Below are 17,223 nucleotides of genomic sequence, written 5' to 3'. Positions count from 1 at the left end.
GTTTTAGACAGTAACCCCATGCACGTCATTTCTAGAGAAGGATGAATCAACGATGAGCACCAAGTCGGTAATCAATGTCGGAGTTGTTGGTCTTGAATTCGGGGCTGAATTCATCCCGATTTACCAACGTCACCCAAACGCCAATATGTATGCCATCTGTCAGAGGACCCAGGAAAAGCTGGATGCAGTGGGGGACCAATTCGGCGTCGAAGTTCGTTACAACGACTATGCAGAGATGCTCAAGGATCCGAACATTGATCTGATTCACATCAACACGCCCTTGCAGCTGCACGCCGACCAAGTCGTAGCTGCCTTGGAAGCCGGCAAACATGTGGGATGCACAATTCCCATGGCCACTAGCGTCGAAGATTGTAAGAGAATCGTTGATGCACAACGGGCCACCGGGCTCGTATACATGATGATGGAAACTGTCGTTTACAGCCGTGAGTTCCTATACATCCAAGAACAATATGAGGCAGGGAACCTAGGTAAATTGCAGTTCCTGCGCTCGTCTCATCATCAGGATATGACCGGATGGCCTTCATATTGGGATGGAATGCCTCCAATGCACAATGCGACCCACGCAGTTTCCCCTGTATTGGCTTTGGGTAATAACCAAGCCGAGTCAGTACAGTGCTTAGGCTCAGGAACCGTTTTCGAAAGAATGAAGGACGCATATGGTTCTCCCTTTGCCATAGAGAGTACCCATATCAAGTTCAAGGACAGCGATATCGGGGCAGAAGTGACTCGAAATCTGTGGACGGTGGCCCGTCAGTATCGTGAAAGTTTCGACGCCTATGGTGCTGTTCGTTCCTTCGAATGGAGCCACGTCGAAGGCGAAAAACACATCATGCACACTGGAGAAGAACCGGTGCGAATCGACGTCCCAGACTACGCCCACCGGCTTCCTGAAGCGATTCAAGCATTCACGACCGGTGGGGTTTACTCCGACGAAGGCGATGAAAAACACCGCTCATTCGTCCAAGGCGGTGGCCACGGAGGATCACATCCGCATTTGGTGCATACTCTTTTGCAGGCAGTTCTCCGAGATGAGCAACCGTATCTGAATGCAGTGCGATCGGCCAACATTACTTGCTCAGGAATCCTGTCCCACGAATCAGCTCAACGCGGCGGGGAGAAAATGATGCTTCCTAAATGGACTCTACTCAACGACAATATACCAATGGTTATTGAGCTGGATGAGAACTGCGAACCACCGTGGGCCGGCCTCGGTGAAGGTGAAAAATTGATTGCAGGTGCCGGTCATGAGTGATGTGAAAGCTGGCCTGAGCTCCTTTATCCTTGCGTCTCCATTTACCGATGAACATCTCTCGATGTTGCCCGAAATCAAAGCCATGGGATACGACCTCCTTGAGATCTGCGTCGAGGACCCAACCTTGCTGACAGGTTCGTTGGTCCGTGAGGCGGCGCTTTCCGCAGGTTTGGAAATCTCGGTTGGTGGAGCATTTGGACCTGATCGTGACATCTCCCACGACACTGCCGAGGGTCGCCGTGCTGGATTTGAGTACCTAGCCTGGCTTGTGCACTTTGCTGCTGAGGTCGGGTCACCGCGAGTGAGCGGGCCGATGTATTCGGCGGTCGGTAAAACCCGAATGCTAACCGACGAGGAACGTACCGTGCAACGGGGCTGGGCGGCAGAAGGTCTTCGTGAGGTGGCTGATTTAGCGGCTGAATACGGCATTGTTCTTGCGCTTGAGCCGCTAAATCGCTTCGAAACTGACCTGGTAAACACGGTAGCGCAGGCACTTGAATTATGCGATCTCATTGGACGCGAGAATGTAGGGATTTGTTTGGACACTTTCCACATGAATATCGAGGAAAAGGACATAGCTGCTGCCATCATGGCTGCCAGCGGCAGGATAGTTAATTTTCAGGTCTCCGAAAATGATCGAGGAACGCCTGGTACTGGCCATATTCCTTGGAAGGATACTGCAAGAGCTCTTCAAGCTAGCGGGTATCGCGGGCCGGTGATAGTCGAGACGTTCCTTCCTGGAGTCGTAGAAATAGCACGAGCGGTCTCCCTATGGAGGCCCGTCGCACCCTCTATGGAAGGTCTGATGGTCGATTCCCTATCGTTCATCCGACGAGAATTTGTATTGTCATGAGTATCCGAGAGGAAGCACTCAGCTCGGGTCTCACCCGTCAGGGTCATCGTGCTGGTTTCGGTAAGCCCAATCTCGCCCAATCGGCGGTCTGGATCACGCTTGTAGGTGTAGTGATCTTGGGTATCATGCTTACGCCCAATTTGATGGCCATAGACCACTGGCCGGTTCTCTTGCGTCAAGCCGCACCATTGGGGTTGTTGGCCATCGGTCAGACAGTACTCGTTTTGGGCCGGGGCTTCGACCTTTCGGTCGGTGGAGTCGTCGGCATGGTCAGTGTGATCGCTGCCGGTTCCTACGCGCAGACTCATGACGTCTGGATGACCATAGCCATTTGCCTCGGGGTAGGTTTATTGACTGGCGTCGTCAATGGAAGCTTAGTGGCTTGGGCCGGTCTCTCACCGCTGATCGTAACTCTAGGTACAGGTTTCGTACTCAGCGGGGCAATGCTGGTTTATACCGGAGGGGCACCCACCGGGAGCGTTCCTGATGGAATACGACTCTTGGCGAGTGGACGGCTCTTTGGTATTTCTTGGGGAACATACGCTTGGTTCCTGATTGCGATCTTAGTGGCGCTTGTTTTAAAGTTCACTTGGATGGGCAGATGGGTCTATGCGCTGGGAAATAGTCCAGAAGCAGCAAGGCTCTCGGGAGTTAAAACGGGGCAGGTAAAGTTCTATTCGCATATCTTCGCTAGTCTATGTGCGGCTGGCGGCGGGCTGCTTCTGGCCGGTTTTGTCGGGGTCGGATCCTTGGGTGCAGGCCAAGACCTGGTGCTCAATTCACTAGCAGCAACGATTGTTGGTGGAACTATGCTCGTTGGCGGCAGAGGTGGGGTTTCAGGAACCGTGGGTGGAGCGATCTTGCTGACCGTGATTACGGCTCTACTCACCGGTGTTGGAATCGGAAAGTCAGGCGAATTGCTCACGCAAGGAATCGTGATTGTTGCCGCAGCAGCCCTATTCCGGAAGCGGGTTGGTTCCACCGCAGACAAATAGGAACGTGCTTCGCACAAAATCCCATGACAACGCAGTAACCGTCTCATACTAAAGCTCCCAAGAGTAGACTCTTGCGGGTGTCTCCACCCTAAGAGAAAAACTAGAGCCATGGGTTATTCAGAAGTCATCATTCGGTGACGAACAAGAGATTTGGCTTCGTCGACACTCATGAATGTCTGCTGAGACTCAGGGAGAAAAACTCATGGAATTCTGGTCATCGTTCTGGAACATTATTTGGTTCTTTGTTTCGGCATTTATCTTTATCGCGTACCCAATTCCTCTATTCAGCATCATCATGGATCTGTTCCGTGACCACGGACTCAGCGTTTTAGGACAAACGGTTCGAACGATCAGATCTCGGTTGAACCAACCGAAGACAATAATCATTGGGATGCTCATGCTCGGTTGCGGCGTACAAGAAGCGCTGGTCGGCCATCGACCGAAAAACCAAGCAAGAGTTCCGGCGCAGCCGTAATCCAACTTGAACCGATATCCAGTAACATCCTTCGCATCAGGACTCCACCGAATAATTTCGAAACAGTCCAAACCATGGTGGGACTGAATCTAGGAAAACGGATCGTGATCGTATGGGATAACGCCTCCTGGCATAAGAACCCACTCATCCGGGACGAACTCACCTAGGGCCATACGTTGCAGGATGTTCACCTGATCTGTTTCCCACCCTACGCGCCGGATCACAATCCAATTGAGCATGTTTGGAACAGCACCAAAAACGCGATCAGCAACGACCAGCGTGATGATTTCGAATCCACCGTCGCAGCGTTCGAAACGCACACTCGCTCATGGATCTTCGACTACAAGATTTGAGTCCTCAGCGACCGGTATTGAAAAATTGGAGCCATAGTAGATGGGGAATACGTACCTATCGATGCCCTTGAGGTGCCAAAGAACTATAATCCAGTCTTGTCCCGTTGGAACCGAACCGCAATATCGCTGGCCCCCAAGAGGATGGTATTCATGCGCCCCGGTTACAACCCCATTTAGCTGCGATATAGCGTCGATTCTTCCTTCGCTGGCCCCTGATGCTGGATTTGAAAGGCTACTTGGCCGGTAACCGTTGAGTGATATCCAAGAGTCTAGGAATATCATCAGTCCGTTGTTGGAGGGACATATTGATGAGCTGCATTCGAGGACCCGCAGCAGCCAGTTGCCAGGGCCCTAAGCACGTAGTGACTCGCGGTTTCATTACCCTTAAGTTCACTGCTCTTACCCCAGACCCAGGCGCTGTTGTTGCCCCGGGCTATGATGTCCGAACTCCTCCCACTGCCCAGCACTGAGCCACCAAATTCATCACACCCGCGCAACAAGAATGTTAGGAGCCTAAACAGCGTAGGGCCCTAACATTCTCACAACTTGCTTCCGCCCTGGCCCCAGCTTTCAGAGCCCCATTTTGGACCGATTATTCTTCGATGAGGGCCCGTTTGATTTCGGTGCTGACATCGTTGCGGGAAGATCCATCGAGTACAAGTGAGACGTGGTGCAGTTTGCCGTTGAAGGCAAAGGGACCGGTGTATGATTCGCTGACTAGTGATGCACCGTCGCGGCCGCAATGCAGTCCTCCGGCCAATCCGGCTACCGGCCAGGTACGTGCAATGTTGACCTGTGCATCAAGTACTCCATTGATGATCAGGTTTGCTGTGCCGCCGCCGTTGCCGTCAGAATCAAAGCGCAATTCCAGAACGGTATTGCTTCCTAGTTCGAGGGTGCTGGCGCTGGTGACCTTAGTTCTTTCCCCGGCGTCGTAGGAGTATTCAAAGACGAGCTTGTCTTCCTGACAGAACAGAACCAAGCCGCCGAAGCGCGATCCAATGGAAAGCAGGACGCCTTCGGTTGCTTCTTGATCGGCTAGATCAGCGACTGCGGTGATTGAGTAGGAGCGGTTGGTGATATCCGGGACGTGGTAGCGGTCCAGTCGAGCCATCCCGGGATAGAAACGGTAGCTGTCCTTAGCCAGCTTTGCGATGGCTGCGGCTGCGCGTTCATATTCCCTGTCATCTAGAGGAAGTACCTGGTTCTCGTGTGCTTCCGCCCACCACAAGTCCACCAGTTCCTTGAGCTTCTCAGGTCGTTCGTCCGCGAGGTTGTGGCATTCCGAGAAGTCTTCGGCGACGTGGTAGAGCTCCCACTCATCATCTTCGAATGGTGCGCCCTTTTCGTGCAAGGCAACAGCCTTCCACCCGTCGAGCCAGATTCCACGGTCTCCGAGCATTTCATAGTACTGGATTTGCTTGCGGGTTGGCGCCGTGGCATCGTCCAAGGTGTAGGCCATGCTGACGCCATGGATGGGCATCTGTTCCTGGCCGCGCCATTGTGTGGGGAACTTTGCTCCAATCAAGTCCATGATGGTTGGTACTACGTCTACGACGTGGTGATATTGCGTGCGAACGGTTCCTTGGTCGGCAATCTGGGCTGGCCAGTGCACGATGAAAGGATCCCGGACACCGCCTCCGTGAACGTCCTTTTTGTACCATTTCAGGGGTGTGTTACTTACTTGTGCCCATCCCTTCGGGTAGTGGTTGTAGGCGCTTTCACTACCAAGCTCATCGATTGCCGCCATCTTGTCCTCGAGCGTCTCGGTTCCGTAGACAAGGTTTTTGCGTGCATTAACGGCACCGTCCGATCCGCCTTCGGGGGAAGCTCCATTGTCGGAGAGCAGGACAATGATGGTGTTATCGAGGTCTTCGATTTTTTCCAAGTAATCCAGCAAACGGCCGATCTGTTCATCGGTGTGGTCAATGAAACCGGCATACACTTCCTGCATCCGGGCGAACAGACGCTTGCGGTCTTTATCTAGATCGTCCCAAGCCTCGACGCCCAGGTTACGTGGAGCCAAATCCGTATTCTGCGGAATAACACCCAGAGCCTTTTGCCGTGCAAGACGCTCATCACGGATTACATCCCAGCCCTTGTCGTAGTTGCCCTTGTACTTGGCGATGTATTCTTCTGCGACCTGGTGAGGCCAATGGGCCGCGCCCAATGCCAAGTACATGAAGAAAGGTCGTTCTGATTCATTGGCTCTGAAGTCACGAATGTAACTGATCGACTGATCAATCAGGTCCTCGGTGAGGTGGTATCCCGGCCTGTCGGGCAGATCGATCGTGTGGTTGTCTTCAAAGAGCTCAGGCGTCCACGAATCCGCGAGTGCACCGTGGAATCCGTACCACCTGTCAAAGCCCTTTTGTAGCGGCCAGTCACTGAAGGGACCCGAGGGTTTGGCTTCGGCCTGAGGCATGACGTGCCACTTTCCGATGGCCATCGTGGCATAGGCATCAGCCTGCAGAACCTCGGCAATATTTGCTGCTCGGGGATCAATACGCCCGGCATAGCCAGGGTCTGACGTTGCCCATTCGGTGATCATGCCCATCCCGACCGCGTGGTGCTGTCGACCAGTGAGCAATGAAGCTCGTGTCGGCGAACACATTGCAGTGGTGTGGAAGTTGGTGTAACGAACGCCGTTTGTAGCCAGTCGATCTATGTTTGGGGTAGAGATTTCAGATCCGTAGCAACCGATATCCGAGTATCCGAGGTCATCAAGAACCACGAAGATGATATTAGGACGCGTGCCGGTTGACGAGAGGGCCTCCGACGACTTGTTACCAGATCGAACGTCTTTTGATACGGACATGATGCTCTCCTTGAAGGGGTGCTTTCGTAAATGGACACCTGCCACAGCGCAAAGTCCGATACAAGCGAACTCCTCAGGGCTGGAACCACAAGCTTCAGTAGTGGTGATGATCACAAAGCTAATCACGTTCCGCATACGTATGCAAGCAAGCGCCCAAAGCCTCATGCCGCAAGCCTTGCGTGCTACGGGCGTGGCATCGCCCAACAAAGGGGATGCTCGTTTAGCCGTCACCCCGTCCACGGCAGGAGCCGCGGATGATTAGCTCACCGGATATGACGACGTGCTGGGGAGCGGCGTCGGGATTTTGGGCAACTGCCTGGAGGATGGAAATGACGGCTTCGACCATTTGGGGTATTGGCTGGGAGTAGGTGGTCAGGTCGTAGCTTAGCCAGGATGCAGGCCCTGAATCATCAAAGCCAACTACCGAAATATCCTGAGGAACCCTCAGTCCATGATGGAAGCGAAGTGCGTCCATGACGGCAAAGGCCATGAAGTCGTTAGCGCAAAAGATTGCATCCGGCACGAAGTTTGATCCGCTGAGTAATTGTGCAATTTCCTGTGCGGAGGTCTTGAAGTCGTAATCTCCAGCAATGCGCTGAAACGCCACACCGTCACGGGCAGCAATCGCGCTCGTGAGGCCGCGTTCACGCTCCAGGTTCGTTGAAGTGGTTTCGGTTCCTGCCACGTAGAGGATTCTCGAGTGTCCGGCATCGATCACGTATTGAGCGAGCATGGTGGCGCCTGCCTCGTTGTCGGTGCTTACCGAAGAACAGCCGTCGGCGCTGGTGGTGCGGTTGACCAGTATTACGGGTATGCCATTGGATTGACAGCTGCTGGCAAGTGAGGATGACAGGCTGACTGATGCCATGATTAAAGCATCGAGCCTGAGGTTGATGACCTGCTGCAACAGTTCATCAGAGTCGGTTTCATCCGTGAGGGTGAAGAGCAGGACATGGTATCCGATTTCCTGCAGCGCGTTTGAGAGCTGCTCGACGATGGCGGCGTAAAACGGATTTGCCAAGCCTCCAACGGCTAGGCCAATAATATTTGTGCGGCGCGTCATGAGTGAACGAGCGATGAGGTTGGGCCGGTAACCGAGCTTGGCCGCGGCTGCTTCAACCCGCGCTCGCGTTTCCGCACCCACGCTCGCGCCCTTAGTATAGGTTCGCGATACCGCGGACTGGGATACTCCTGCCAGCTTTGCAACGTCGATTGAAGTTGCAGGTCCTCGTGTTCCCGCTGCCAATGTGCACATCCCCTTGAAGTAGATACTTTCAGACGTATGCAACTCTAACGGAATCCGATTGAGCGGCGATTTCACGACGCTATTGCGGTGACCGCAGGCGGGGAGGCTGGGCCCATTCGTTAGCACTGCTTGCAGAGAAACCTGCGGTTCCTTCGTGGCGGACCATGGCGCTGCGCAGTGGCGCGAGGTGCGGTGGCTTTTGGCACACAGCTCCGAACGGGCTCTTGCATACGGAAATTAAGGTGATACGCTTCACAGTGTTGCATACGCATGCAAGTGACTTGAAAGGAACAAATTGTGATTACCTATTTGAAGCGCGGCAAGGATGCCGCAGTCCGTGCCCAGGACAATGCTAAGGTCCGCCAGACCGTTGAAGGCATCTTGGCTGACATTGAAAAGAACGGCGACAGTGCCGTTCGCAAGTACAGCCAGAACTTCGATGCATGGGATCCTTCAAGCTTCCGCCTGTCCGAGCAGGAAATTGATGCTGCGGTCAAGAGCCTTTCACGCGGTCAGATTGACGACATCAAATTTGCTCAGAAACAAATCCGTAACTTCGCTCAGATCCAGCGGGCCAGCATGACCGACGTCGAGGTTGAAACCCACCCAGGCGTCATCCTGGGGCACAAGAACATCCCGGTGAACGCCGTTGGCTGTTACATCCCTGGCGGAAAATACCCCTTGCTTGCCGCAGCCCATATGAGCGTGCTGACAGCCAAGGTTGCAGGTGTTCCGCGCGTCGTCGCCACGGCCCCGCCATTCCAAGGTTCTCCGCACCCGGCCATTGTTACCGCGATGCACCTTGCAGGCGCCGATGAAATCCTGGTTCTTGGCGGTGTACAAGCAGTGGCTGCCATGGCACTGGGCACCGAGTCCATCGCAGCCGTGGACATGCTGGTCGGCCCAGGAAACATGTACGTTGCCGAAGCCAAACGACAGCTATTCGGACGCGTGGGCATCGACCTCTTCGCCGGACCAACCGAAACTTTGGTCATCGCCGATGAAAGCGTCGACGCAGAAATTTGTGCGGTAGACCTCCTGGGGCAGGCCGAGCACGGCCCAACTAGCCCCTCGGTCTTGTTGACCAACAGCGAGAAGCTAGCCCGTGAAACCATGGCGGAAATCGAACGTCAGCTCACCATCTTGCCAACTGCCGATGTTGCACGGATTGCCTGGGCCGACTACGGCGAAGTCATCGTGTGCGACACCTACGAAGAAATGCTTGCCGTCGCGGATGAACTCGCTTCCGAACATGTCCAGGTCATGACGAAGGACCCCGACTACTTCCTGAACAATATGAGCAATTTTGGTGCCTTGTTCCTGGGACCACGCACCAACGTCGCCTACGGCGACAAGGTCATCGGCACCAACCACACCCTTCCCACCAACAAGGCTGCCCGCTACACCGGTGGCTTGTGGGTCGGCAAGTTCCTCAAGACTTGCACCTACCAGCGCATCATCACCGATCAAGCCAGCGCAGAAATCGGCGAGTACTGCTCCCGCCTATCCCACATGGAAAGCTTCGTGGGCCACGGCGAACAAGCAAACATCCGCGTACGCCGCTACGGCAACCAGCCGGACCTCCCATGGTACGAACCCGTAGCGCTGGCAAAAGCCGCCGCTAACTAGTCGCGCATCCGTATGAGGGGGCGCCCCCTCATACGGATGAACAACACAGAGCTTATTCCGAGCTTCTGTGTCAGGAATAGCTGAATTCTGATCGATCTAGCTGATCGAGACGCCGCAGCATCAATGAACTATCTACGGCGTTGGTGCTCCGGTCACCTCATAGATTTTTGTGTTGCAAGAACTGCTGTGATGAGCCCCGGTCATCTGTCCGAGGAATCTCGGGAACAATCCTCGCAAGTTTACTCAGTACATATGACAAACACAGTTTAAATCGCTGAAGTTGTGCCCATCGGAAGCCGGTATTCCGGCACCTGAGCATCACGCTAGGCAGCCCTATTCCGTGAGAAAAGCACCTCGGTTTTGCGTCGCCGTAAACAAGAAGAAAGCATCGTGGGTAAATCATTGAAGCAACACCCGTCCAATGCCGGCACACCAATATTCGCCGAAGTCACATTTTGTGTAGTAGCGCGGTACACAGTAAGAAAAGCCGAAATTACTACCGTAATCGAGAATCTTCAAAGATTATCCCAGGCCACCAAGCTGGAACCCGGGAACCTTGAGTATCACTTCTTTCAAAACCTTGAAGAATCCTCCGAGATTCTGGTATTTGAACGATACACGGATGGAGCAGCATTCAAAGCTCACCGTGAGTCGGGGCATTTTCAGCGGTTTGCGATACAGGAAGTAATTCCTCGACTGCTTAGCCGCTCAGTAGAAACTTTCACAGCGCCGCCAAGCGCTTAGTACCCCTCATGGCCGACATGATCGTTACATGTTTCGTTCACAGTCGGTCGTTCTGGAGTCTCTAGAGACCGAAGAATCCATATCACTCCGGTCTGGAGTGTCCCTTCACAACTGATATTGGAAAATCTCATGGATGCCACCAAGATAGAAGTCATGGCCAATACCCCGCCTGCTAGAAAGGCTATTTCCCGAGGCTGGGGAATTGCACTATTCGGCCTTTTGGCAGTGCCCATTTTCATTCGACTCCTACCACTTGTGAACCCTGCTGTCACGGTGGAAGACGTATTGCCAATCCTTTCGATCGTCATCGTCATTGTTGCAATGATTTCTTTCGTACTGGAAAAAATCCCCATCATTATGACGGCACTTGCTGCTGCACTTTTGATGGCTGTGACCGGTGTGCTGAAGTTTGAGGATGTCTACGGTTCCTTTGGTAGCCAGGTCACAGTGTTCTGTGGGGCCATGATGGTGGTCGGAACGGCACTGTTCAACACTGGCTTCGCAGATCTGGTTGCCCGTAAATTCGAAGCTCTCGGGCTGCACCGAAGTGAACGGCTTCTTGTAACTGCCGTCACTTTGGTGACAGGTTGTCTTTCTGCGTTCTTCAGTAATACCGCTACCGTTGCCATCTTTATCCCGCTGATCGCGATCCTAGCTAATCGATCTAACGGACGGATTAAGACGCCGATCGTGCTCATGGGCGCAGGCGTCGGTGCAGCAATTGGCGGCGTCGCCACACTAACGGGTACAACCTCCCAATTGATTACCCAAGGTATCTTGATCGCGACCCCTGGTGCTACACCGATGGGTATGTTCACGCTGTCTGCTATCGGTGTTCCCTTGATCATCATCTCCGTGGTTTACATGGGTACGATCGGATACTCCATTGGTAGCCGAGTACTTAATTTTGAACCACTGGATATGCTCAACACAGGAAATTCCAACGATGAAATTCGTAGTTCCGCTGAGCCCATAGCCAGCTGGAAGCTGCCGTTCTCCATGTTGCTCATGCTTGGAATGATCGTGGCATTCGCCGTCGGACTCTGGGACCTAGCGATAGTGGCCTTGATCGGAGCGTTGGTCTTGGTGATGACCGGGTGCATCACATTGAAGGGTGCGATCAGGGGAATCGATTGGAATACCCTGATTATTGTTTCCGCGGCCATTGCGTTTGGTAAGGGCATGACTAGCGCAGGTGGCGGCCAGCTACTTGCTGACTCGCTCGTGGATTCCTTGGGTATGGACACCAGCCCATGGCTGGTGCTCGGTGTTCTCGTTGTAGTGTGCATGGTGATGACCAACTTCGCGTCCAATACAGCATTAGTTGCAATGTTCGTCCCAATCGCGATGACAATTGCCGTGGCATTCGATGCAAATCCGACCAGCTGGGCCATCGTTATTACTATCGCCGCCAATATTGCCATTGCAACTCCTGTTGGCACGCCATCGATGACGCAGACACTCGTGGTCGGCTTCCGGTATATGGACTTTGTCAAGATCTGTGGACCGCTGGCTTTGATTCTCACTGCATGTCTCATCCTTCTGGCACCGTTCGCCTACCCCTTCTAGCGAAGTTCCTTCGGATATAATGCCTAGGAGACTAGGCCCGTTTGAATATTGAGTTGCTTTCTAGTGGGCCGTACAAATTGCTTGACCGGGATATCTGGCCAAGCAATTTGTACGGCAGGCTATTGGGCTTCTGAAAGATAGGCCCAAGAAGCCTGGACTGAGTCTGATATACATCGCTGCGTTGAAGCCCTTGGATACATCGGCGAGGGCGAAGAAACCGCCGACTGAAGTTTATTTGTGGAATCTTCTGCGCTACGCCAAATCGGGGCGGTCTGCAGCTCATGTTTAGCCGTTAATCATATCCCGGACGCTCGGGCACAAACATGGTTCACGCGGGAATGCCTGAAAATATGTATCTCCTTATAAAGACGCAACGGGGTGTCCCTACTTCGTTGGTTGGATCCCATGCCATCGTGTAACTACCATTTGCGTTAGGGCGAGGGCAGTTCCCGAGGCAAGGACAAGGTCTTTTGCTTCGAGCCGGGAGACTAATATGGGGGGTGTGCACACCGTCAGTAGCGTGGTTGAACGCGGTGCAGACGGAAGACTGAGCGATGGTGGCGATGGCACAGTTTGTACTTGTCGACCTTTAGCTTACGTAACGGAAGCAGCATGCTCCGGGAACCTCAGTTGTAGGGTTTGGTGCCGTGGAATACACAAATTCAGGCTAGTTTGGGCCGAGAAGCATCGCAATTGTTCATGACAAATGAGCGCTTTACTCTTCGCTCGATAAAATCGTTCGCCACCCGTCGATTAAGAATATCTGAGTCTAGGAAGGTTCACCCGATGACCGAATCGAAGTGCTGTGCGGGGGCCACTCGCGATGGCGCCCTTGCCCCAGCGCCCGCTGTCCTGCGTTCGTCTCGCAATACAAAGGGGCAATTACTGTTGCCCGGCGGGAGCTTTACTATGGGGGATCACTTCGACGAGGGTTACCCGGCCGACGGCGAAACGCCTGTGCACCCCGTCGAACTTGCGCCATTCCACATTGATACCACCGCCGTCACTAACAGCGAATTTGCCAAATTCATCAAGGATACCGGATACCTCACCGACTCCGAACGTTACGGCAGCTCCGCGGTCTTCCACCTCGCTGTGGCCGCTAGACGAGCAGATGTGCTCAACCAGCTGCATAGCACTCCTTGGTGGCTTACAATTCGCGGAGCGGACTGGAAACACCCTGAAGGCCCACTCTCCAGCATCGGCGATAAGCCGAATCACCCCGTCACCCACGTGTCCTGGGCCGACGCCCAAGCCTACGCAGCCTGGGCAGGTAAACGCCTCCCAACCGAGGCCGAGTGGGAATTTGCTGCACGTGGTGGTCTTAGCGGCGCACGCTACGCCTGGGGCAATGAGCTAACCCCAAGAGGTCATTGGCGCTGCAATATTTGGCAAGGCCAATTCCCCGCCCAAAACACCGAGGCTGACGGCTATCTGACTACTGCTCCGGTCAAATCCTATCGACCCAATGGGTTTGGCCTCTACAACACAGCAGGTAATGTCTGGGAATGGTGCGTGGATCGCTTTGATCCCAGGTACTATCAGCACTCACCGGTCCAGAACCCCCAAGGTCCTAAAGAGGGTGAAAGCCGTGTCATGCGTGGTGGATCCTTTCTCTGCCATGATTCATACTGCAATCGCTATCGGGTAGCCGCGCGTTCGTCGAATACCCCGGACTCAGCCTCGGCGAATGTCGGTTTCCGTTGCGCCAACGATGCCTAGTAGCCGCCCTGTATCGTGCGCTCTGGTCAGGCTATATCAAACGCGGATGATACCGGTGGAACCGATGATGACCGATTGCGCCGGGCGTAGCGACTGTAGCAAGGATTATTGCTGACCGCAGAGTCGGAGATACCTAACGATGCGCTGCAGCACCACAGTAGTGCGATGGAACTTCGGTAAGAAAAGGGGCGCTTCTCCTAATCGGCCTCACCCACCGTTGGAATCTTGCTCACCAGACATCACTTCGCTGCCGGTGGCAACGAGGCTGCCAGCAGGTTATGGTCCGTAATCTCAGCCAGCCAGGTTGCGTCGTTCACGCGTCGGTTTTCCGGCCAAGGATGTTTCGTGCCCGTTTGGCGTTGACGAGGATGACAGGTAGCGGCTCTTCCTCCAGAGGGAAGAAAACGGTTTACTGTAGTCGCTGGTGGCTTCCATGAGGATGACGCTCACGTTTACAGCGTTCAGATAACTGATGAGCTGGCGGATTTGAGTGGTGGTGGCCCCGAAGGTCTTGACTTCAGTGTTTTAGGTTCCACGGCTCTGTCCTGGTTTCCTTACGGCAACGTTGGCGTCTCGTTTGGAGATGTCGATCCCCGCGGCAGGCTCATGCACGATCTCCATCGTGGCTAACTTCCTTCCAAAACGATGTTGTCTGATGATGCTGGAGGCAGCTGCGGGATAAGGAGCAAAACGTTGAAATCTAGTACACGTACTCGAAGCACCAGGGGCGACCCGGCATATCGGCACCACCAACAACCTCAGGATGCGCTTGACACTGCGCCACGGCGAGACCGGTGCGTAAGAACTTAACCAGTGCGGCAGTTCTCAACGATCCCCGGCGTTGGCGAAGCCTGCCGGGAAGCTTCTATGAATCAAGGCCAGAAGGGTCGGTAGCGTTCTGAAGAGTTGGCGGACTCCTCATCATGATGCGCTTCCTTTGCCTAGTGAGGTCGAAACGATGCTAGCGGAAGACCGGCCGAGAACTTTCGACTACAACACAAAGTGAATTCCGTATCATTACGCGATACACCGCTTCACCAGCCCCCGCCGCACCTACGCAATAAGGTGCCATACCCGGAACTTTCGAACAATTCCCAATCAAACGATTGACAGTGGGCCGAATCGCAGTGTTTGCTGATGGTAGAAGTTCGATCAACTGATTGGCTCGAGTTCCACACTCAACCATGGAGTTCTCATGAATCTCGGCAAACTGCAGCAGGCTGCGGTACTGCTCTTTGCCCAGCAGGGATTTGCGGCCACGGGGATTCGCGAGCTTGGAGCAGCAGCCGGAATCAACTCTGCAACGCTCTATCATTACGTAGGCAGCAAGGAAGAGTTACTGGTCAGCGTCATGAAAGATTGCCTCAATGAGATGATCCGCTCAGGGTCAGAAGCACTACGCAAAAGCTCCGAACCGGCGCTCCAACTTGCGGGCCTCATCTCATCGCATGTGGGCTTCACCGGCACTAATCAACTCACTTCCCGAGTCGCAGAGTACGAGATGCGTGCCCTTTCCGAGACTAACCGCCCTGCCATGCAGGGGTTGCGTGACGAGTATGAATCCCTCTTCGCCCAAGTTTTGGAACGGGGTACCCGAGTTGGTGTATTCAGCACCGATGACCTCACCATGGCCAGACTGGCCATCATGGAAATGGGCACCGGCGTAGCCCACTGGTTCCGCCCCAACGGGCGCCTTGAACTTCACGAGGTCCAACAAAACTTCGTAAACATGGCCTACCGGGTGCTTGCGGCAGACCCCACACTCCTCACAGGAGTCGACTTCATGGTTGCCCCACGCCAGCTGGCGAGCGAACCAGATTCCCTATCAGCACCGGAAACAGTCCCCTAGTTCGCACTGTTTTGTTCGGCTTTCCCCAGAATCAAGGATTTACTCAACGAAAGAGACACCGTGGATACCCTGGCTAGCAGCGTTGACACCGCTTCCCCCACCTTTACGCAGAATGCCGAAGAGCAATCCTCGCTCGTTGAGGAACTTCGCAGCAGACTCGCGCGCGCAGCATTAGGCGGCTCCGAGAAATCACGTCAACGCCATCTTGACCGCGGCAAAATCTTGCCCCGCGAACGCGTGAATAGGCTACTGGATGAGGGTTCACCCTTCCTGGAGATCGCACCGCTGGCAGCCGAAGACATGTATGGCGGGCAGTGCCCGGGGGCCGGAATGATTGCCGGAATCGGTCTGGTCCACGGACGCCACGTACTGGTCATCTCCAACGATGCAACGGTTAAGGGCGGCACCTATTTCCCCATGACTGTGAAAAAGCATCTGCGCGCCCAGGAAATCGCTCTCGAAAACGGTTTGCCGTGTGTCTATCTTGTCGATTCGGGTGGCGCGTTTTTGCCCATGCAAGATGAGGTCTTCCCGGACCGCGACCACTTTGGACGTATCTTCTACAACCAGGCAAATCTTTCGGCGGCCAAGATCCCACAAATCGCGGCCGTCCTAGGTTCTTGCACCGCTGGTGGCGCCTATGTACCTGCCATGAGCGATGAGACAGTCATTGTCCGCAACCAAGGCACCATCTTTTTGGGTGGTCCCCCACTGGTGAAAGCCGCAATCGGCGAGATCGTCACGGCAGAAGAGCTCGGCGGTGGCGACCTGCATGCCAAGACCTCCGGGGTGGTGGATCATTTGGCAGAAAATGATGCTCATGCCCTGCACATAGTGCGCAGTATTATCGAAACCCTGCCGCCAAGCCCTGCACCAGCCTGGGATATTGCAGAACAGGTAGCCGAACCCCTGGAAGACCCAACCGAACTGTACGGCGCGGTGCCCACCGATGTGAACAAGTCCTACGATGTTCGCGAGGTCATTTCCCGGGTGGTCGATGGCAGTCAATTCCATGAATTCAAGGCAAACTATGGCACCACGCTTGTCACCGGATTTGCCCGCATTCACGGCCACAAGGTTGGAATTATTGCCAACAACGGTGTGCTCTTCTCCGAGTCCGCGCTCAAGGGAGCACACTTCATCCAACTCTGCGATCAGCGCGGTATCCCGCTGGTGTTCTTGCAAAACCTTGCTGGTTTCATGGTGGGACGCGACTATGAGGCCGATGGAATCGCCAAGCATGGCGCCAAGATGGTCACCGCCGTGGCAACGACCCGCGTCCCCAAATTCACTGTGATCATTGGAGGTTCTTTTGGTGCCGGCAACTACTCAATGTGCGGACGCGCCTACTCTCCCCGTTTCTTGTGGATGTGGCCGGCGGCCCGCATCTCGGTTATGGGCGGCGCCCAGGCTTCCTCCGTGCTGGCCACAGTCAAACGCGACGCATTCGAAGCGGCCGGTGACACGTGGAGCGCCGAGGAAGAAGAGAGCTTTAAGGCCCCTCTCAAGGACCAGTACGAGTCCCAAGGTAGCCCCTATTATTCAACCGCGCGGCTCTGGGATGACGGAGTCATTGACCCTGCGGATACCCGCCGAGTACTGGGCATGGCACTAGACGTTGCCTCCCGTCAGCCATTACCGGAAACCAAGTTCGGTGTCTTCCGTATGTAATCCGTATCCTCACGCATCCGCGCAAT

The 17,223-nt window shown here is 54.5% G+C and carries 13 protein-coding genes and 1 pseudogene; 11 read left to right on the top strand and 3 right to left on the bottom strand.

Features of this window, described 5'->3' with window-relative positions:
- Positions 1 to 52: 52 nt before the first annotated feature.
- From CQ018_RS05060 to CQ018_RS05040, 5 genes and pseudogenes are all read left to right on the top strand, one after another.
- Entirely contained in the window at positions 53 to 1,273 is a 1,221-nt protein-coding gene (locus CQ018_RS05060) for a Gfo/Idh/MocA family protein (RefSeq protein WP_105548898.1), read from the top strand.
- Positions 1,266 to 2,126 carry a sugar phosphate isomerase/epimerase gene (locus CQ018_RS05055; protein ID WP_105549326.1) on the top strand — a complete coding sequence of 287 codons (861 nt, stop codon included), beginning with the start codon at positions 1,266 to 1,268 and terminating at the stop codon, positions 2,124 to 2,126. The genes CQ018_RS05060 and CQ018_RS05055 overlap by 8 nt, the downstream gene beginning before the upstream one ends.
- Positions 2,123 to 3,121 (top strand): ABC transporter permease, encoded by a 999-nt coding sequence (locus CQ018_RS05050; protein WP_181149739.1) that lies wholly within the window; start codon positions 2,123 to 2,125, stop codon positions 3,119 to 3,121. The genes CQ018_RS05055 and CQ018_RS05050 overlap by 4 nt, the downstream gene beginning before the upstream one ends.
- Positions 3,122 to 3,323: 202 nt before the next feature.
- Positions 3,324 to 3,596: a hypothetical protein gene (locus CQ018_RS20005; protein ID WP_181149779.1), complete on the top strand. Its 273-nt coding sequence runs from the start codon at positions 3,324 to 3,326 to the stop codon at positions 3,594 to 3,596.
- A 59-nt stretch (positions 3,597 to 3,655) separates the two neighbouring features.
- Positions 3,656 to 3,949: pseudogene (locus tag CQ018_RS05040) on the top strand (transposase); the annotation flags it as partial.
- 592 nt (positions 3,950 to 4,541) lie between these two features.
- Here CQ018_RS05040 and CQ018_RS05035 read toward each other — a convergent pair.
- On the bottom strand, positions 4,542 to 6,767 hold the full coding sequence (locus tag CQ018_RS05035; protein WP_181149738.1) for an arylsulfatase: 2,226 nt from the start codon (positions 6,765 to 6,767) through the stop codon (positions 4,542 to 4,544).
- A 220-nt stretch (positions 6,768 to 6,987) separates the two neighbouring features.
- Positions 6,988 to 8,022 (bottom strand): LacI family DNA-binding transcriptional regulator, encoded by a 1,035-nt coding sequence (locus CQ018_RS05030; protein ID WP_105548894.1) that lies wholly within the window; start codon positions 8,020 to 8,022, stop codon positions 6,988 to 6,990.
- 288 nt (positions 8,023 to 8,310) lie between these two features.
- On the opposite strand from CQ018_RS05030, the gene hisD reads away from it, so the two are divergent.
- From hisD to CQ018_RS05010, 4 genes are all read left to right on the top strand, one after another.
- Entirely contained in the window at positions 8,311 to 9,642 is a 1,332-nt protein-coding gene (hisD, locus tag CQ018_RS05025) for a histidinol dehydrogenase (RefSeq protein ID WP_105548893.1), read from the top strand.
- 390 nt (positions 9,643 to 10,032) lie between these two features.
- Positions 10,033 to 10,386, top strand: a complete 354-nt coding sequence (locus CQ018_RS20770; protein WP_181149736.1) for an antibiotic biosynthesis monooxygenase family protein — start codon at positions 10,033 to 10,035, stop codon at positions 10,384 to 10,386.
- A gap of 129 nt (positions 10,387 to 10,515) precedes the next feature.
- Positions 10,516 to 11,955: an SLC13 family permease gene (locus CQ018_RS05015; protein ID WP_105548891.1), complete on the top strand. Its 1,440-nt coding sequence runs from the start codon at positions 10,516 to 10,518 to the stop codon at positions 11,953 to 11,955.
- Between the two features lie 786 nt (positions 11,956 to 12,741).
- Entirely contained in the window at positions 12,742 to 13,677 is a 936-nt protein-coding gene (locus tag CQ018_RS05010; RefSeq protein WP_105548890.1) for a formylglycine-generating enzyme family protein, read from the top strand.
- A 291-nt stretch (positions 13,678 to 13,968) separates the two neighbouring features.
- Here CQ018_RS05010 and CQ018_RS20230 read toward each other — a convergent pair whose 3' ends face one another.
- Positions 13,969 to 14,127 carry a hypothetical protein gene (locus CQ018_RS20230; RefSeq protein WP_219843996.1) on the bottom strand — a complete coding sequence of 53 codons (159 nt, stop codon included), beginning with the start codon at positions 14,125 to 14,127 and terminating at the stop codon, positions 13,969 to 13,971.
- A gap of 745 nt (positions 14,128 to 14,872) precedes the next feature.
- On the opposite strand from CQ018_RS20230, the gene CQ018_RS05005 reads away from it, so the two are divergent.
- Complete coding sequence (locus tag CQ018_RS05005) at positions 14,873 to 15,526, top strand: TetR/AcrR family transcriptional regulator (protein ID WP_105548889.1); 654 nt, start codon at positions 14,873 to 14,875, stop codon at positions 15,524 to 15,526.
- Positions 15,527 to 15,586: 60 nt separating this feature from the next.
- Positions 15,587 to 17,197 (top strand): carboxyl transferase domain-containing protein, encoded by a 1,611-nt coding sequence (locus tag CQ018_RS05000; protein WP_105548888.1) that lies wholly within the window; start codon positions 15,587 to 15,589, stop codon positions 17,195 to 17,197.
- The last annotated feature ends 26 nt before the right edge of the window (positions 17,198 to 17,223 follow it).

The sequence above is a fragment of the Arthrobacter sp. MYb227 genome, assembly GCF_002975435.1.
Lineage (GTDB): Bacteria > Actinomycetota > Actinomycetes > Actinomycetales > Micrococcaceae > Paeniglutamicibacter.
The sequence above is the reverse complement of the archived record's forward strand: the minus strand, read 5'-3'. Positions and strand labels throughout refer to the sequence as shown.

Excerpts from the sequence above, each read along its gene's own strand:
- CQ018_RS05060 (WP_105548898.1), top strand. The coding sequence starts at position 53 with ATGAGCACCAAGTCGGTAATCAATGTCGGAGTTGTTGGTCTTGAATTC.
- CQ018_RS05055 (WP_105549326.1), top strand. The coding sequence starts at position 1,266 with ATGAGTGATGTGAAAGCTGGCCTGAGCTCCTTTATCCTTGCGTCTCCA.
- CQ018_RS05050 (WP_181149739.1), top strand. The coding sequence starts at position 2,123 with ATGAGTATCCGAGAGGAAGCACTCAGCTCGGGTCTCACCCGTCAGGGT.
- CQ018_RS20005 (WP_181149779.1), top strand. The coding sequence starts at position 3,324 with ATGGAATTCTGGTCATCGTTCTGGAACATTATTTGGTTCTTTGTTTCG.
- CQ018_RS05035 (WP_181149738.1), bottom strand. The coding sequence starts at position 6,767 with ATGTCCGTATCAAAAGACGTTCGATCTGGTAACAAGTCGTCGGAGGCC.
- CQ018_RS05030 (WP_105548894.1), bottom strand. The coding sequence starts at position 8,022 with ATGTGCACATTGGCAGCGGGAACACGAGGACCTGCAACTTCAATCGAC.
- CQ018_RS05015 (WP_105548891.1), top strand. The coding sequence starts at position 10,516 with ATGGATGCCACCAAGATAGAAGTCATGGCCAATACCCCGCCTGCTAGA.
- CQ018_RS05010 (WP_105548890.1), top strand. The coding sequence starts at position 12,742 with ATGACCGAATCGAAGTGCTGTGCGGGGGCCACTCGCGATGGCGCCCTT.
- CQ018_RS05005 (WP_105548889.1), top strand. The coding sequence starts at position 14,873 with ATGAATCTCGGCAAACTGCAGCAGGCTGCGGTACTGCTCTTTGCCCAG.